Consider the following 14,903-nt stretch of genomic DNA (forward strand, 5'->3'; position numbering starts at 1 on the left):
AAACAGACAGGCTCAGGCTACGCCTCGCTGGCGGTCTTGCCAAAAGGGTTCGCGCAGCTTCGTCTTCAGCACCTTGCCGGCGCCCGACAGCGGCAGCGCATCGAGGACGGCCACGCTGCGCGGGCACTTGTAGTTGGCAATCAGCGTCTTGCAGTGCGCGATCAGCTCCTCGGGCTTGATTGCCTGCCCCGGCTTGAGCACCAGCGCGGCATGCACCGCCTCGCCCCACTCCTCGCTCGGAATGCCGATGACAGCGCAGGCGGCCACCGCGGGATGCTGGTTGATGGCGTTCTCTACCTCGGCCGAATAGACGTTCTCGCCGCCGCTGATGATCATGTCCTTCAGCCGGTCGACCACGAAGATGAAGCCGTCGTCGTCCATGTAGGCGCCGTCGCCGGTGTGCATCCAGCCGTCGCGCAGCGCGGCCGCCGTCTGCTCGGGCTTGTTCCAGTAGCCCTGCATCACGTTGGGGCCGCGCACGGCCACTTCGCCGACGGTGCCGCGCGGCACCTCCTTGTCGTCGGCATCGACCACGCGCACTTCCATGCACACGGCGGCACGGCCCGCCGAGCGCAGCTTGCCGTGCTTGCGGCCTTCGGCCGTGTGGAAGTACGCGGGGTTGAGCGTAGCGATGGGCGACAGCTCGGTCATGCCATAGGCCTGCACGAACCCGACACCCGGAAAGGCCTCCATCGCGCGGTTCAGCACGGCTTCGGAGATTGGCGAGGCACCGTAGGTGATGTTCTTCAGGCTGCTCAGGTCGCGCGGCTCCCGCATGGCGGGGTGGTCCACCAGCATCTGGATCATGGTGGGTACCAGCAGCAGGCTGGTGACGTGGTCGCGCTCGATGGCGTTGAGCACGCCCTCGGGCGTGAACATCGGAATGATCGCGTGCGTGTTGCCCGCAAACCAGTGCGGCGTGGCCAGGCCCATGTCGGCCAGGTGGAACATCGGCGCGGCATGCAGGTAGCAGCCGCCGGCCGGGGCCAGCCCCTCTGCCTGCGCCGCGAGCGCCGAGCTGCAGATGTTGGTGTGGCTCAGCATCACGCCCTTGGGGAAACCGGTGGTACCGCCGGTGTAGAAGATGCCGGCCAGGTCTTCGCCGCGGCGCACGGCGTCGGGCACCGGCTGGGCGGCGTCGATCAGGCCTTCGTAGCTGTGCATGCCGGGCGGCACCGGGCCGTCGCCGCAGTAGACGACTTCGCGCAGGCTCTTCGACTGGCCACGCATCTGCTCGACCACCGGCCGGAAGGTCTCGTCGACCAGCAGGATGCTGGAGCCCGAGTCTTCCAGCGAGTAAAGAATCTCGGCAGCCGACCAGCGGATGTTGCAGGGGTTGAGCACCCCGCCGCCCCAGGGCACGGCCATCTGGTATTCGAGATAGCGGTCGGAGTTGAGCGACAGCATGGCAACGCGGTCGCCCGCCTGCATGCCCAGCCGCTGCAGCGCACCGGCCAGGCGTGCGACCCGTTCGGCAAAGTCGCGGAAGCTCCGTGCACGGCCGGCAAAGCGCACGGCAATGGCATCGGGGCGCTGCTGCACGGCCCGGTGAAGGCCCTGGGTGAGGTACATGGGTTTGTCTCCGTCTCGTTCTTGTGTAGCCGCATGGTAGAAATCCGGCGGCTGCCCGGCGATTGCACTTCGCTTCGATCGCATGGCAGAAAACGTCAATCGACAGGACTCATGCTGCAACCGCCCGTCACCATTCCGATCGCCTTCGTCCACGGCATGCTGTCGGGCATTCGTGCGCGCGGCGGCGAGGCGCCGGTCGATATCGACATGGCACTGGAAGACGCGGGCATCGCCCCCGCCCTGCTCGACGAGACCGGCGCGCGCATCACGGCCGAGCAGTACGTGGCGTTGTTCGCACTGCTGATGGACCGGATGGACGACGAGGCACTGGGCTTTCTCACCCGGCGCCTGCGCCGCGGCAGCTTTGCGCTGATGACGCGCTCCACGCTGGGCGCGCGCACCTTCGAGGTGGCGCTGCGCCGCGTGGCCCACACCTTCAGCCTGCTGCAGGACGACCTGTCGCTGGTGCTGCTGCACGAAGGCCCGCTTGCGGGCTTCGGCGTGAGGCTGAACATCCAGCCCGCCACGCACCAGAACTTTCTGCACGAGCTGATGCTGCGGGTGTACTGGCGGCTCTTCGCATGGCTGCACGGCGGCCGGCTGGTGGCGCGCCGCTTCGACTTCGGCTTCGAGCTGCCGCCCTATGCGGACGGCTACGCCAAGGTGTTCCCGGGGCCGCTGCAGTTCGGCCAGCCGCTGTCGGCCGTGTGGTTCGACGCCAGCGCGCTCGACACGCCGGTGCACCGCGACGCACAGGAGATGCAGGTTTTTCTGGCGGCCGCGCCGGCCAACGTGATCCTGCCCCGACTCGCCGAGCAGGCCGTGAGCGCGCGGGTGCGTGCGGTGCTGCAGCAGCACCGCCCGGCATGGGCTGACCTCGCGACCACGGCGAGCGTGCTGCACATGTCCGTCAGCACGCTGCAGCGGCACCTGGCGACCGAGGGCACCTCGTTCCAGGCGCTGAAAGACCAGTTGCGACGCGACCTCGCCATCGTGCGGCTCAACACCAGCACCGTGCCGCTCGCGGTGCTGGCGGAGGAGCTGGGCTTTGCCGACAGCGCGGCGTTTCAGCGAGCCTTCAAGGCATGGACGGGAGGCGCGCCGGGGTCGTACCGGCGGCGCGCGCCAGCGGATTGAGTTTTCAGGACTTTCCGAAATTACAGCCATCCGCGCGACAATCCGGCGCATGGCAACTTCCTCCGATCTCCCTCCCCTCAACCGCCAGTTCGTCGCCCATTTCGGCGAGATGGGCAGCAAGTGGGGCATCAACCGCACCGTCGGGCAGATCTACGCGCTGATCTTTTTGTCGGAGCGCGCGCTCAACGCCGACGAGATCGCCGAGCTGCTCGAGTTCTCGCGCTCGAACGTCAGCATGGGCCTGAAGGAGCTGCAGGCCTGGCGGCTGGTGCACCTGCGGCATCACCCGGGTGACCGGCGCGAATACTTCGAGGCGCCTTCGGACGTGTGGGAAATCTTTCGCGTGCTGGCCGAGGAGCGCCGCCGCCGCGAGATCGAGCCCACGCTCTCGATGCTGCGCAACGCCCTGCTCGAATCGCCCACGAGCGACGCCGAGCGCCACGCGCAGGAGCGCATGCGCGAAATGCACGACCTGATCGACCGGCTGATGAAGTGGTTCGACGACGTGCAGCGGCTCGCGCCCGAGACCGCCATGAAGCTCATGGGCATGGGTGCGACCGTGACGAAGGTGCTGACGCTCAAGGACCGCATCACCGGCGGTGCAGCGTCGAAGAAGAAGGCCGCCGAATAGGCCTGGAGCCTCTAGAGCCGCTCCTGCCCCGCCGGCGGCTCGGGCGTTCCGAGCTTGGCCTTGCGCACGGCCTCGTCGTCCATGAGTTCGTACCACATCGCATTGAGTACGGCGAAAGCGGCTGCCAGCGGCAGGCCGAGGATCCAGGCGAAGTACCACATCTTTTTTCTCCTCTGTTCGTTCAGTAGGCGTGGCCGCTCTCGTCGCGGATGGCCTGCTCGTCGACCTTGCCCCACAGCACGTGATAGACCCAGCTGGTGTAGGCCACGATCAGCGGAATGAAGAAGGCCGTGACCACCAGCATGATGAACAGCGTGAGGTGGCTCGACGACGAGTCCCACACCGTGAGGCTGGCGCGCGGATCGATCGACGACGGCAGGATGAACGGGAACATCGACGCTCCCACGCTGAGGATGATGCCGGCGATGCCGAGCGCCGCGGTCAGCAGCGCGAGCACCGGGCGGCGCAGCGCGAGCCCGAGCAAAGCACCCAGCGCGCCGACGAAGCCAGCCGCCGGTGCGGCGAGCGTCCACGAGTGCGCCGCGTAGTTGACGGTCCACGCGCCGGCATGCATCTCGACTGTCTTCAGCATCGGATTCGACGGCCCCACCGCATCGACCACGCTGCTGATGCGGTAGCCGCCGATGCTCGTTGCCAGCAGCACACCGGCCAGTGCGTACAGCGCGATGGTGAGCACGGCGGCGACCATGCCGTAGGTGCGAGCGCGCTCGGCCACCGGCCCGGCAGTCTTCAGCAGCAGCCATGCCGCGCCGTGCATCACGAGCATTGCCACCGACACCAGTCCGCACAGGATCGCGAACGGATTCAGCAGGCCGAAGAAGCTGCCGTCGTAGAAGATGTGCATGTCGGCACTGAAGCGGAACGGCACGCCCTGCAGCACGTTGCCCACGGCCACGCCGCAGATCAGCGCTGGCACGAAGCCGCTGAAGAACAGCACCCAGTCCCAGCGCGCGCGCCACTGCGGCGACTCGCGCTTGCTGCGGAACTTGAAGGCCACGGGCCGCAGGATCAGCGCCGTGAGAATCACGAACATCGCAAGGTAGAAGCCCGAGAAAGACACGGCGTACAACTGCGGCCACGCCGCGAAGATCGCGCCGCCGCCGAGGATCAGCCACACCTGGTTGCCTTCCCACACCGGGCCCACGCTGTTGATGACGACGCGGCGTTCGATGTCGTTGCGCGCGGCAAAGGGCAGCAGCATGCCGCTGCCCAGGTCGAAGCCGTCGGTCACGGCGAAGCCCACCAGCAGCACGCCGATCAGCAGCCACCAGATGATGCGCAGGGTGTCGTAGTCAAGGAGTGTGTGGAGGATCATGCTGCGCTCCCGGTGGAAGGAGAAGGAATGGCCGCGCCTGCGTGGGCCGGCGGAATGTGCGAGAGCGTGTCGCCCTCGTCCGGCGCATGCTCGGCTTCAGGCCCCTTGCGGATGGCCTTGAGCATCAGCTTCATCTCGATGATGAGCAGCGTGGTGTAGATCGCGATGAAGCCAGCGAGCGTGAGCAGCAGCGTCTTCACGCCGAGGTTCGACACAGCTACAGCCGTCGGCAGCACGCCTTCGATCACCCACGGCTGGCGGCCGAACTCAGCAACCAGCCAGCCCGACTCGATGGCGATCCACGGCAGCGGGATCGCGAACACGGCGAGCTTCAGCAGCCAGCGGTAGCTGTCGAGCTTGCGGCGCGCGGAGAGCACGAAGAAGGTGCCCGTCAGCAGGATCAGCAGCATGCCGATGCCCACCATCACGCGGAACAGCCAGAACAGCGGCGCCACCTGCGGCACGGTGTCCCATGCGGCCTTGGTGATCTGTTCGTCCGTCGCTGTGCGCGGATCGTCCACGTAGCGCTTGAGCAGCAGCGCGTAGCCCATGTTGATGCCGTTGTCCTCGAAGTCCCCGCGCACGCCCTGCGTCACCTTGCCGGTGCCGCCTGCCTCGCGGATCTTCTGCAGCGCGTCGTACGCCTTGAGGCCTTCTCGGATGCGGGCTTCAGCGCGCTTCACGAGCTCGTCGATGCCGGGCATCACTGTGTTGAGCGAGCGCGTGCCGATCAGGCCCATCACCGCGGGGATGTGGATGGCGTAGTGCGTCTCGCGCGCCTCCTGGTCAGGGAAGCCGATGACGGTGAAGGCGGCAGGCGCGGGTTGCGTTTCCCACATGGCTTCGATGGCGGCCAGCTTCATCTTCTGGTGCTCGCCGGAGAGGTAACCGCTCTCGTCGCCGAGCACGGCCACCGACAGCGCGGCGGCCAGGCCGAACGAGGCCGCGACCGTCATCGAGCGCTTGGCCAGTTCGAGGTGACGGCCCTTGAGCACATACCAGGCCGACACGCCCAGCACGAACACGGCGGCGCACACGTACCCCGCCGACACGGTGTGCACGAACTTGGCCTGCGCCACCGGGTTGGTCAGCACCGCGAAGAAGTCGGTCACTTCCATGCGCATGGTCTGCGGGTTGAAGGCCGCGCCCACGGGGTTCTGCATCCAGCCGTTGGCAATGAGGATCCACAGCGCCGAGAAGTTGGAGCCGATGGCCACGGCCCATGTCGAGATCAGGTGGCCCACCTTGGAGAGCTTGTCCCAGCCGAAGAAGAACAGCCCGACGAAGGTGGCCTCCATGAAGAAGGCCATCAGCCCCTCGATGGCCAGCGGCGCGCCGAAGATGTCGCCGACGTAGTGGCTGTAGTAGCTCCAGTTCATGCCGAACTGGAACTCCATCACGATGCCGGTGGCAACGCCCATCGCGAAGTTGATGCCGAACAGCACGCCCCAGAATTTCGTCATGTCGCGCCAGATCACGCGGCCGGTCATCACGTAGACCGTCTCCATGATGGCGAGGATGATCGAAAGCCCGAGCGTCAGCGGCACGAACAGGAAGTGGTACAGCGCCGTGACGGCGAACTGCAGGCGCGATAGCGCGACGATGTCGAGGTCCATGGGGGTTCTTCCTTTTGGGTTGCCTGTTTTTTCTTTGTAAGTGTTCAGTCGGGGCGCAGGCTGCGCAGTGCGGCGTCGAAGGCTTCAGTGCCGCGCCGCAGGTCGGCGACGATGCAGCCCTGGCGCATGCACACGAGGCGGTCGGCGAGCGCGGCTTCGCGGCGCAGGTGAGTGGCGATCAGCAAGGTGCGTGGGCCTGCGTGTCGGGCGAGGCGTTGCAGCACGTCGTGTGCGGTGGCGGCGTCGAGCGCTTCGGTGGGTTCGTCGAGCAGCCAGAGGGGCACCGGGCGCAGCAGCAGGCGGGCCAGCGCAAGGCGGCGCGACTGGCCGCCGGAGAGGCCCAGGCCGCCTTCGCCGAGCCGGGTGTCGAGGCCCGTGGCCAATGAGCGCACTTCGTCTTCCAAGCCTGCTGCATGCAGTACGGCGTGCAGTTGGTCGTCGGTGGCGTTGGGCGCGGCGAGGCGGAGGTTGTCGCGCAGGCTGTCCTGGAAGAGTTCGGTGCGTTGGGTCAGAAGGCACGCGGGCTGTGCGCTCTTGCTGCCGGACAGCGGCGTGATTTCGCCTGCAATGGCGGCGAGCAGCGTCGACTTGCCGGCGCCGCTCGCGCCGATCAATGCGACGCGCTCGCCTGCGTTCAGGGTCAAAGTCACGTCGCTCAGGACGGGTGTGCGGCTGCCATCGTGGACCACGGTGACGCGCTTCAGTTGCAATGCGAGCGTCGCATCGGGTTCGTTCGCCGTTGACGTTGAGGCGGACTCCTCGCTCATGCGCGGTGCAAGACGCCGCACCGCCAGCCACGTGCGGCCCGCATCGAGCGCACCGCGGCGCAAGGCCGCGAAGGGCTCGGTGGCAGTGAGCGCCACCAGCAGCGCCAGTGCCGCCGCCGGCGCGCCGATGACGCCCTCGCCCACCAGCAGGCCGACGGCAAGCAGCACGCCGACGAGGGTCAGGGTGCCCGCGCTGCCATAGGCGAAGCCGGCCGCCGCTTCGAGCTTGTTCAATGCCAGGTCGGCCTTTGCGAGATGCATGTCGGCGTTCATCAACGCCTGGCGCTGCGCGCCGATGCGGCCGGCCATCACCAGATCGGTCTGCCCCGCCACGAGATCGACTGCGCGTGCGCGCAGCGCCTCGACGGCATGCGCCCGCTGCACGGCCGGCCGGCGGGCTCGCCTTGCGACGACGAACGCGATGCCCCAGCCGACGGTCACGAGCCAGAGCATCAGCGCGAGGCCCATGGCGACATGCATGAAGCCGAGCACCACGCCGCCCAGCAATGCCGCACCCAGCGCTGCGGCGGCTGGCACGAGCAGGCGAAGGTAGAGCGATTCCAGCGCGTCGATGTCCGCCGTCAAACGGAACAGCAGGCGGGCCGGGCGCATCAGCAACTCGCGCGCCGCCTCGGCCTTTGCCCAGCCGCGGAACAGGCGAACGCGCAGCGCTGCGAGCACGGCGAAGGTCGCGTCGTGCGTCACAAGCCGCTCGCCATAGCGCGATGCCGTACGACCGAGTGCCAGCAGGCGGATGCCGGCGGAGGGCATGAACACGTCGAAGGTGAAGGCAGTGGCCGCGTGCAGGCCGGCCAATGCGGTCGCGGTGATGAACCAACCCGAGAGGCCGAGTAGCGCCATTCCTGCGAGCACGGTGACTGCGGCGAGCAGGCAGCCGAGCAGAAGAGGACGTGGCTGCGCGGCAAGGAAGGGGCGCAGGACCAGGCGCAGATCGCGCCAATTCGTGGCGTGGATTGGCGTCGCCTTCATGCGGCCTTCTCCAGCGCTTCTGCGCCGAGGTTCACCGCGCGGTCCATGCGAGCCGCCAGCACCGGGTCGTGCGTGGCGACGACGAGGGTCTTGCCGCGCGCCAGTGCCACCAGAGCGTCGGCGACGCGCTCAGCGGTTTCGGTGTCGAGGTGCGCTGTCGGTTCGTCTACCAGCAGCAGGTCGGCGTGCGGGTGCACCGCGACGCGCGCGAGGGCAAGTCGCACGGCTTCTCCACCAGACAGGCCATGGCCACCCTCGCCTAGCGTCACGCCGGGATGCGCCTGCGTCACGGCTTCGAGCGATGCGAAGCGCATGGCTTCGGCGACCTGTGGGGTGTCGACACCCGCCCGCCCCAATGCCACGTTGGCCTGCGCTGAGCCGGCGAAGACGTGCGGCGCCTGGCCCATCCACGCCATGCGCTGGCGCAGCGCCGCCACGGTGTGGTCCGTGAGCGCCACGCCACCGATCGAGATCTCGCCGCGCGTGGCGGGCACGAGGCCTGCGAGTATTGAGAGCAATGCAGTCTTGCCAGAGCCGCTGGGGCCCATCAGCGCAATGTGTTCACCGGCCGCGATGCGAAGCTCGTAGCCTTCGAAGACCTCTTGCTGCTCGCCGGGCCAGGAGAAATGCAGGTTGTGGATGGCGATGGTCGGCGCGCCGCCTGGCACGCCCGTCGCGGCGCGCGTCAGCGAGGCGTTCGCACCAGGCAGCGGCAGGTCGTTGCGCTGCAAGCGGTCGAGTGCCTCCAGCGCCGCTTCGCCCGCAGCCCGGTCATGCCAGACCGCCGGCAGCTCTCGCAGGGGCTCGAAGAACGCCGGCGCCAGCAGCAGCACGAACAGCCCCTCGCCCAGGCTCAGCGTCCGGCCCCAAGCGCCGAAGCCGAGGGAGCCCAACAGGTGAAAACCGACGTACGCGGCCACCATCGCCACGCCCAGCGCCGAGAAAAGCTCCAGCACGGCTGACGAGAGAAACGCGATGCGCAGCACCGCCATCGTCCGTCGGCGCAGGGATTGCGCTGCATCGCCCAGCCGCTGCGCCGTGGTCTCCACCGCATCTAGCGCACGCAGTGTCGCCAGCCCGCGAAGCCGGTCGAGCAGGAAGGCGTTCATGCCGCCCATCTCCACCATCTGCGCTTCGCTCGCAGCCTTGGCGCGCCAGCCGACAATGGCCATGAAGACCGGAATGAGCGGCGCCGCGAGCAGCAGCACCAGCGCGGCCACCCATGAAAAGGCGGCCACCGCGCACAGGATGAAGATCGGCACCACCGTCGCGCGCCAACGCGCGGGTTGGTAGCGCACGAGGTACGGCACCAGAGCCTCGGCCTGCTCGGCGAGCACGCTGGCGGCGAGCCCGGAAGGCGCGCGGCTGCGGTCCAGCGGCGAGCTACCGGCCAGCGCCGTGGCCGTTTGCTCGCGCAGCGCCGTGAGTTGTGCACGTGCACGAGCAAAGGTCCGGCGAGCGCCCCAGGCCTCGCAACCCGCCCGCAGCAGCCCAAGCAGCAGGATCGCGCCGGCGGGCCAGATCACGGCAGCGAAACCGCGCCCGGAAGCCAGTCCCTGCACCGCCATCGCCAACAGCGCCGCCTGCGGCAGCCAGAACAGCGCCGCGGCACCCTGCACCACCCCGCCGACGTCAGGCGACGCGAAAGCCCGCAGCGGCGATCGGGATGGCGAGTGCTTGGTCATTCCTTAGTTTCGTGTATTTTCAGTAATTACTGAAATCTCCACAATCATACCGAAGATGCGAGCGACTGACGAGCCCGCAGACTGCACGCTCCGGCGCTCGAGCGCAACCGGGTTCAGGAAGATTCGGCCAGTGCGCCTGCGCGGGCGCCCCCGTCCTTAATGAGAAACGACTAGCCCAGTAACCAGCAGCGCAGCAAAAAGCGTGAACACCGCGCGCCACGAGGCCGGGCGCGCTTCCACCCAGCGGTACAGCAGCGCCGCCGCAGCTACCGACAGGCCGAAGGTCGCCACGAGGCCGACCGCGTCGAACCACGCACCGTGCGGCCCGGAATTCGCAACCGCCGCATTCATGGCAAGCAGCACCGGGAAGTGGATCAGGAACAGCGAGTACGACATACGCCCCAGCCGCAACAAAGGCAGGGCCACGGCAGGCCAGTGCTTAGGCGACAGCCAGTTGCGGCGCTGCGCAATGGCAATCAGCAGCGCCGTGAACAGCGCCGTGGCGATACGGCTGCGCCAGTCGATAGCCAGCGCGCCCGCCCCCACCAGCGCAAGCAATGCGATCGCGCTCTGCCAGGTGCTTGACCGTGTCGCGCGCCCGATCCAGAACACCAGCATGCCCACACCGTAGGTGCCGAAGAAATAGAAGGCTGTGTCGTCCAGCCCGGCATTGCGATTGAAGAGCGCCAGCGAAGCCACGGCCAGCCCGAGCACCAGCGCCACGGGCATCCAGCGCGCCTGTGCGCTCAGCGGTGGCGAGCCGCTGGAGCGCTGCAGCATCGTGGGTAGGCCCACCAGTGCCAGCGCCAGCGCGAACAGCTGGAAGTCGATGGCCACGTACCAGACGCCCGTCGACAGCGACTCGTAGCCCAGCAGGTCCTGCAGCAGCAATCCATGGGCGACCAGTTGCCCGAAGGTCGGCGACGCAGGCACAACCTCTTCATCGAGCCACGGCCGCACCACCGCCGCGACCAGCACGCACACAGTGAGCGCGGCGAGGTACGGCATGACCAGCCGACCATAGCGCTGCAGGATGCGCGTCACCGGCCGCTCCACGCGCAGCATGCCGTCGGGCGCGAGGCTGGCGGCTGCAAGAAAGCCGGCGATGACGAGAAACACCTGCACCGCCAGCCGGCCTTCGTTGGCCAGCCACGAGAAGAAATCAGGCGCGAGCGCGTACGCGCCTGCCGGCATCGGACCATAGCGCGAGAGATGATGTCCAACGATCACCGCACAGGCGATGCCCTTCGCCGCGTCGAGCAGCGGCATGCGCCCCAGCGATGACGGCGGCGCGCCGGCAGCAGGCGCGGCGCCGTTCGCAGTGGCAGTCAAAGCGCGAGCCGTTGCCTTGCTTCCTGGTATTCGCGCTTGAGCTTTTCGATGAAGGCCGCGGCGCTGGCCACTTCGGTCACGGCGCCAATGCCCTGGCCCGAGCCCCAGATGTCCTTCCAGGCCTTGGCCTTGCTGCCTTCGCCGCCGCCGAAGTTCATGGTCTTCACGTCGCCCTCGGGCAGGTTGGCCGGGTCCATGCCGGCCTTGACGATGCTGGGCGCGAGGTAGTTGCCGTGCACGCCGGTGAAGAGGCTCGAATAGACGATGTCGTCCGAACTACCGTCGACGATGGCCTGCTTGTAATCGTCGCTCGCGCGCGCTTCCTCGGTCGCGATGAAGGCCGTGCCGATGTAGGCAAAGTCGGCGCCCATGGCCTGTGCGGCAAGCACCGCACCGCCGGTGGCAATGGAGCCCGACAGCGCGATGGGGCCGTCGAACCACTGGCGGATTTCCTGCACCAGCGCGAACGGGCTCTTCACGCCCGCGTGGCCGCCGGCACCGGCCGCCACGGCGATGATGCCGTCAGCGCCCTTCTCGATCGCCTTCTGCGCGAACTTGTTGTTGATGATGTCGTGCAGCGTCACGCCGCCGTAGCTGTGCACCGCGTCGTTCACGTCGGTGCGCGCGCCCAGCGAGGTGATGACGATCGGCACCTTGTACTTCACGACCATCTCCATGTCGTGCTCGAGCCGGTCATTGCTCTTGTGCACGATCTGGTTGATGGCGAACGGGGCGGCAGGCTTGTCGGGGTTGGCCTTGTTGTAGGCCGCGAGCTCTTCGGTGATCTCGATCAGCCACTCTTCGAGCTGCGCCGCGGGGCGCGCGTTGAGCGCCGGCATCGAGCCGACCACGCCCGCCTTGCATTGCGCAATCACGAGCTTCGGGTTGCTGATGATGAACAGCGGCGAGCCGATGATCGGCAGCGGCAGGTTCGCGAGTACGGGGGGCAGCTTGGACATGTCGTCTCCGGAGATGGGTTCGGTTTTATAAGAGAGAGAAGCCGCCATCGCCCGTCAGATGGGCGACAGCGGCGGTGCGTCAGAAGGCGTCGAGCGCCATCGCCGTGACGCTCTCGGCGCCGTCGACGATGCTGTCGCGGATGCCCGGCACCTTGTTGAGGATGTGCTCGGCATAGAAGCGCGCGGTGGCGATCTTCGCCAGCATGAAGTCGGTGTCGAAGCTGCGCGAAGCGAGGTCCTGCGCAATGATCAGCGAACGCGCGAGCTGCCAGCCTGCCACGAGGTTGCCCGCGAGCATCAGGTAGGGCACGCTGCCGGCGAACACTGCATTGGGCGACGCCTTGGTCTGGCCGGCCACGAAATCGACCACGTCGATGAACGCAAGGCGCGCGGCCTTCAGGCGCTTGAGCACGGCTGCCGCCGCGGGGCTGTCGCTCTTGGCGAGTTCGGCTTCGGTCTTCTCGATCTGCGCGGCAATCGCCTTTGCGGTCTGGCCACCGTCGCGTGCGGTCTTGCGGCCCACGAGGTCGTTGGCCTGGATGGCGGTGGTGCCTTCGTAGATCGTCAGGATCTTGGCGTCGCGGTAGTACTGCGCCGCGCCGGTTTCCTCGATGAAGCCCATGCCGCCGTGCACCTGCACGCCGAGCGATGCCACTTCGAGGCTCATCTCGGTGCTGTAGCCCTTGACCAGCGGCACCATGAATTCGTAGAAGGCCTGGTTCTGCTTGCGCGCGTCCGCGTCGGGATGATGATGCGCGGCGTCGTAGGCGGCAGCGGCCACGCTGGCCATCGCGCGGCAGCCTTCGGTGTAGGCGCGCATCGTCATCAGCATGCGCTTGACGTCGGGGTGATGAATGATGGGCGCGCTGGCATTGATGGAGCCATCGACCGGGCGGCTCTGCACGCGGTCTTTTGCGTAGGCCACGGCATGCTGGTAGGCGCGCTCGGCAATCGCGATGCCCTGCATGCCCACCGCATAGCGGGCCGAGTTCATCATGATGAACATGTACTCGAGGCCACGGTTCTCCTGGCCGACGATGTAGCCCACGGCGCCGCCGTGGTCGCCGTACTGCAGCACGGCCGTGGGCGAGGCCTTGATGCCCATCTTGTGCTCGATGCTCACGCAGTGCACGTCGTTGCGTTCGCCCAGCGAGCCGTCCTTGCCGACGAGGAACTTCGGCACCACGAACAGGCTGATGCCCTTCACGCCCTCGGGCGCGCCGGTCACGCGGGCCAGCACGAGGTGCACGATGTTCTCGGCCATGTCGTGCTCACCGTAGGTGATGAAGATCTTGGTGCCGAACACCTTGTAGGTGCCGTCAGGCTGCGGCTCGGCACGGCTGCGCACCATGGCGAGGTCACTGCCGGCCTGCGGCTCGGTGAGGTTCATCGTGCCGGTCCACTGGCCGCTCACAAGCTTTTCGAGGTACACCGCCTTGAGCTCGTCGGAGCCGGCCGTGAGCAGCGCCTCGATGGCGCCGTCGCTCAGCAGCGGGCACAGAGCGAAGCTCATGTTGGCCGAGTTGAGCATCTCGCCGCAAGCCGCGCCGATGGTCTTGGGCAGGCCCTGGCCGCCGAAGTCCGCCGGATGCTGCAGGCCCTGCCAGCCACCCGACACGTACTGCGCAAAGGCCTCCTTGAAGCCCGGCGTGGTGGTGACGACGCCGTCCTTGAACGACGAGGGATTGCGGTCGCCCGCCACGTTCAGCGGCGCGACCACGTCCTGGTTGAAGCGCGCGCATTCCTCGAGGACGGCCTGCGCGGTTTCGAGGCCGGCGTCTTCGAAGCCCGGCAGCTTCGCGATCTCGCCGATGTTGGCCAGGTGCTCGATGTCGAACAGCATGTCCTTGATGGGGGCGGTGTAGCTCATGTCTTGTCTCCAGATACAGCGGATACGAAAAGGGCATCGCGAACGATGCCCTCTGGCTCAGTGCAGCAATGCGATCAGAGCGCCTTCACCAGTTCCGGCACAGCCGTGAACAGGTCGGCCACGAGGCCGTAGTCGGCCACCGAGAAGATCGGGGCTTCTTCGTCCTTGTTGATCGCCACGATCACCTTGGAGTCCTTCATGCCGGCCAAGTGCTGGATGGCGCCCGAGATGCCTGCTGCGATGTAGAGCTGCGGGGCGACGATCTTGCCGGTCTGGCCCACTTGCCAGTCGTTGGGGGCGTAGCCTGCGTCGACGGCTGCGCGGCTGGCGCCAAGGCCTGCGTTGAGCTTGTCGGCCAGAGGGGCCATCACTTCGGTGAACTTCTCGGCGCTGCCCAAGGCACGGCCACCCGAAACGATGATCTTGGCTGCGGTCAGCTCGGGGCGTTCGCTCTTGGTGACTTCACGGCCCACGAAGCTGCTCTTGCCGCTGTCTGCGACGCCTTCGGCGGTTTCGACGGTTGCACTGCCACCCGTGGCTGCTGCTGCGTCGAAGCCGGTCGTACGCACGGTGATCACCTTGGTCGCGTCACTGCTCTGCACGGTGGCAATGGCGTTGCCGGCATAGATCGGGCGCTCGAAGGTGTCGGGGCTGTCCACCTTGGTGATGTCGGAGATTTGGGCCACATCGAGCTTGGCAGCCACGCGAGGCGCGACGTTCTTGCCGTTGGCGGTCGAGGGGAACAGGATGTGGCTGTAGTTGGATGCGATCGCCAGCACCTGGGCTGCGACGTTCTCTGCCAGGTTTTCCGCCAGGCTGGGGCTGTCGGCCACGATGACTTTGGAGACTCCGGCGATCTGTGCGGCGGCCTTGCCGGCTTCGGCGGCATTGGCACCGGCCACCAGCACGTGGACATCGCCACCGCAGGCGAGTGCAGCAGTCACGGTGTTGAGGGTCGCGGGCTTGACGGTCGCGTGGTCGTGTTCGGCAATAACAAGTGCGGTCATG

Annotated in this window: 12 protein-coding genes; 2 read left to right on the plus strand and 10 right to left on the minus strand. The window is 67.3% G+C overall.

The window, feature by feature from the left end; genetic code table 11:
• Positions 1 to 12: 12 nt before the first annotated feature.
• Positions 13 to 1,572, minus strand: coding sequence for a long-chain-fatty-acid--CoA ligase (locus tag ACZYSP_RS06225; RefSeq protein ID WP_489013136.1), 1,560 nt, complete (start codon positions 1,570 to 1,572; stop codon positions 13 to 15).
• Between the two features lie 111 nt (positions 1,573 to 1,683).
• Between ACZYSP_RS06225 and ACZYSP_RS06230 the strand changes: the two genes are divergently transcribed.
• Both ACZYSP_RS06230 and ACZYSP_RS06235 read left to right on the plus strand, forming a co-directional pair.
• A complete protein-coding gene (locus tag ACZYSP_RS06230) occupies positions 1,684 to 2,709 on the plus strand; it encodes an AraC family transcriptional regulator (RefSeq protein ID WP_354338175.1) in 1,026 nt (341 codons plus the stop codon).
• Positions 2,710 to 2,758: 49 nt separating this feature from the next.
• Entirely contained in the window at positions 2,759 to 3,340 is a 582-nt protein-coding gene (locus ACZYSP_RS06235) for a GbsR/MarR family transcriptional regulator (protein ID WP_093050701.1), read from the plus strand.
• Positions 3,341 to 3,351: 11 nt separating this feature from the next.
• Here ACZYSP_RS06235 and cydX read toward each other — a convergent pair whose 3' ends face one another.
• From cydX to ACZYSP_RS06280, 9 genes are all read right to left on the minus strand, one after another.
• A complete protein-coding gene (gene cydX / locus ACZYSP_RS06240) occupies positions 3,352 to 3,501 on the minus strand; it encodes a cytochrome bd-I oxidase subunit CydX (RefSeq protein ID WP_093050704.1) in 150 nt (49 codons plus the stop codon).
• A gap of 20 nt (positions 3,502 to 3,521) precedes the next feature.
• Positions 3,522 to 4,676 (minus strand): cytochrome d ubiquinol oxidase subunit II, encoded by a 1,155-nt coding sequence (gene cydB, locus ACZYSP_RS06245; RefSeq protein ID WP_489013140.1) that lies wholly within the window; start codon positions 4,674 to 4,676, stop codon positions 3,522 to 3,524.
• Positions 4,673 to 6,292, minus strand: coding sequence for a cytochrome ubiquinol oxidase subunit I (locus ACZYSP_RS06250; RefSeq protein ID WP_093050710.1), 1,620 nt, complete (start codon positions 6,290 to 6,292; stop codon positions 4,673 to 4,675). The genes cydB and ACZYSP_RS06250 overlap by 4 nt, the downstream gene beginning before the upstream one ends.
• Positions 6,293 to 6,336: 44 nt before the next feature.
• Complete coding sequence (locus tag ACZYSP_RS06255; protein WP_489013142.1) at positions 6,337 to 8,049, minus strand: amino acid ABC transporter ATP-binding/permease protein; 1,713 nt, start codon at positions 8,047 to 8,049, stop codon at positions 6,337 to 6,339.
• Positions 8,046 to 9,734: a thiol reductant ABC exporter subunit CydD gene (gene cydD / locus ACZYSP_RS06260; RefSeq protein ID WP_489013144.1), complete on the minus strand. Its 1,689-nt coding sequence runs from the start codon at positions 9,732 to 9,734 to the stop codon at positions 8,046 to 8,048. Before cydD ends, ACZYSP_RS06255 begins: the two co-directional genes overlap by 4 nt.
• Before the next feature lie 156 nt (positions 9,735 to 9,890).
• Positions 9,891 to 11,003, minus strand: coding sequence for an acyltransferase family protein (locus ACZYSP_RS06265; RefSeq protein WP_093080249.1), 1,113 nt, complete (start codon positions 11,001 to 11,003; stop codon positions 9,891 to 9,893).
• Positions 11,004 to 11,062: 59 nt separating this feature from the next.
• Positions 11,063 to 12,025, minus strand: a complete 963-nt coding sequence (locus ACZYSP_RS06270; RefSeq protein ID WP_093050722.1) for an NAD(P)H-dependent flavin oxidoreductase — start codon at positions 12,023 to 12,025, stop codon at positions 11,063 to 11,065.
• 79 nt (positions 12,026 to 12,104) lie between these two features.
• Positions 12,105 to 13,895, minus strand: a complete 1,791-nt coding sequence (locus ACZYSP_RS06275) for an acyl-CoA dehydrogenase (RefSeq protein WP_097198814.1) — start codon at positions 13,893 to 13,895, stop codon at positions 12,105 to 12,107.
• A gap of 74 nt (positions 13,896 to 13,969) precedes the next feature.
• Complete coding sequence (locus ACZYSP_RS06280; protein ID WP_093050728.1) at positions 13,970 to 14,902, minus strand: electron transfer flavoprotein subunit alpha/FixB family protein; 933 nt, start codon at positions 14,900 to 14,902, stop codon at positions 13,970 to 13,972.
• Position 14,903 lies beyond the last annotated feature (1 nt).

Source organism: Variovorax sp. F042 (genome assembly GCF_057814215.1).

Coding starts and splice junctions, on each gene's coding strand:
- cydB (WP_489013140.1), bottom strand. CDS start 4,676: ATGATCCTCCACACACTCCTTGACTACGACACCCTGCGCATCATCTGG.
- ACZYSP_RS06270 (WP_093050722.1), bottom strand. CDS start 12,025: ATGTCCAAGCTGCCCCCCGTACTCGCGAACCTGCCGCTGCCGATCATC.
- ACZYSP_RS06280 (WP_093050728.1), bottom strand. CDS start 14,902: ATGACCGCACTTGTTATTGCCGAACACGACCACGCGACCGTCAAGCCC.
- cydD (WP_489013144.1), bottom strand. CDS start 9,734: ATGACCAAGCACTCGCCATCCCGATCGCCGCTGCGGGCTTTCGCGTCG.
- ACZYSP_RS06235 (WP_093050701.1), top strand. CDS start 2,759: ATGGCAACTTCCTCCGATCTCCCTCCCCTCAACCGCCAGTTCGTCGCC.
- ACZYSP_RS06265 (WP_093080249.1), bottom strand. CDS start 11,003: ATGCCGCTGCTCGACGCGGCGAAGGGCATCGCCTGTGCGGTGATCGTT.
- ACZYSP_RS06230 (WP_354338175.1), top strand. CDS start 1,684: ATGCTGCAACCGCCCGTCACCATTCCGATCGCCTTCGTCCACGGCATG.
- ACZYSP_RS06225 (WP_489013136.1), bottom strand. CDS start 1,572: ATGTACCTCACCCAGGGCCTTCACCGGGCCGTGCAGCAGCGCCCCGAT.
- ACZYSP_RS06275 (WP_097198814.1), bottom strand. CDS start 13,895: ATGAGCTACACCGCCCCCATCAAGGACATGCTGTTCGACATCGAGCAC.
- ACZYSP_RS06255 (WP_489013142.1), bottom strand. CDS start 8,049: ATGAAGGCGACGCCAATCCACGCCACGAATTGGCGCGATCTGCGCCTG.
- ACZYSP_RS06250 (WP_093050710.1), bottom strand. CDS start 6,292: ATGGACCTCGACATCGTCGCGCTATCGCGCCTGCAGTTCGCCGTCACG.
- cydX (WP_093050704.1), bottom strand. CDS start 3,501: ATGTGGTACTTCGCCTGGATCCTCGGCCTGCCGCTGGCAGCCGCTTTC.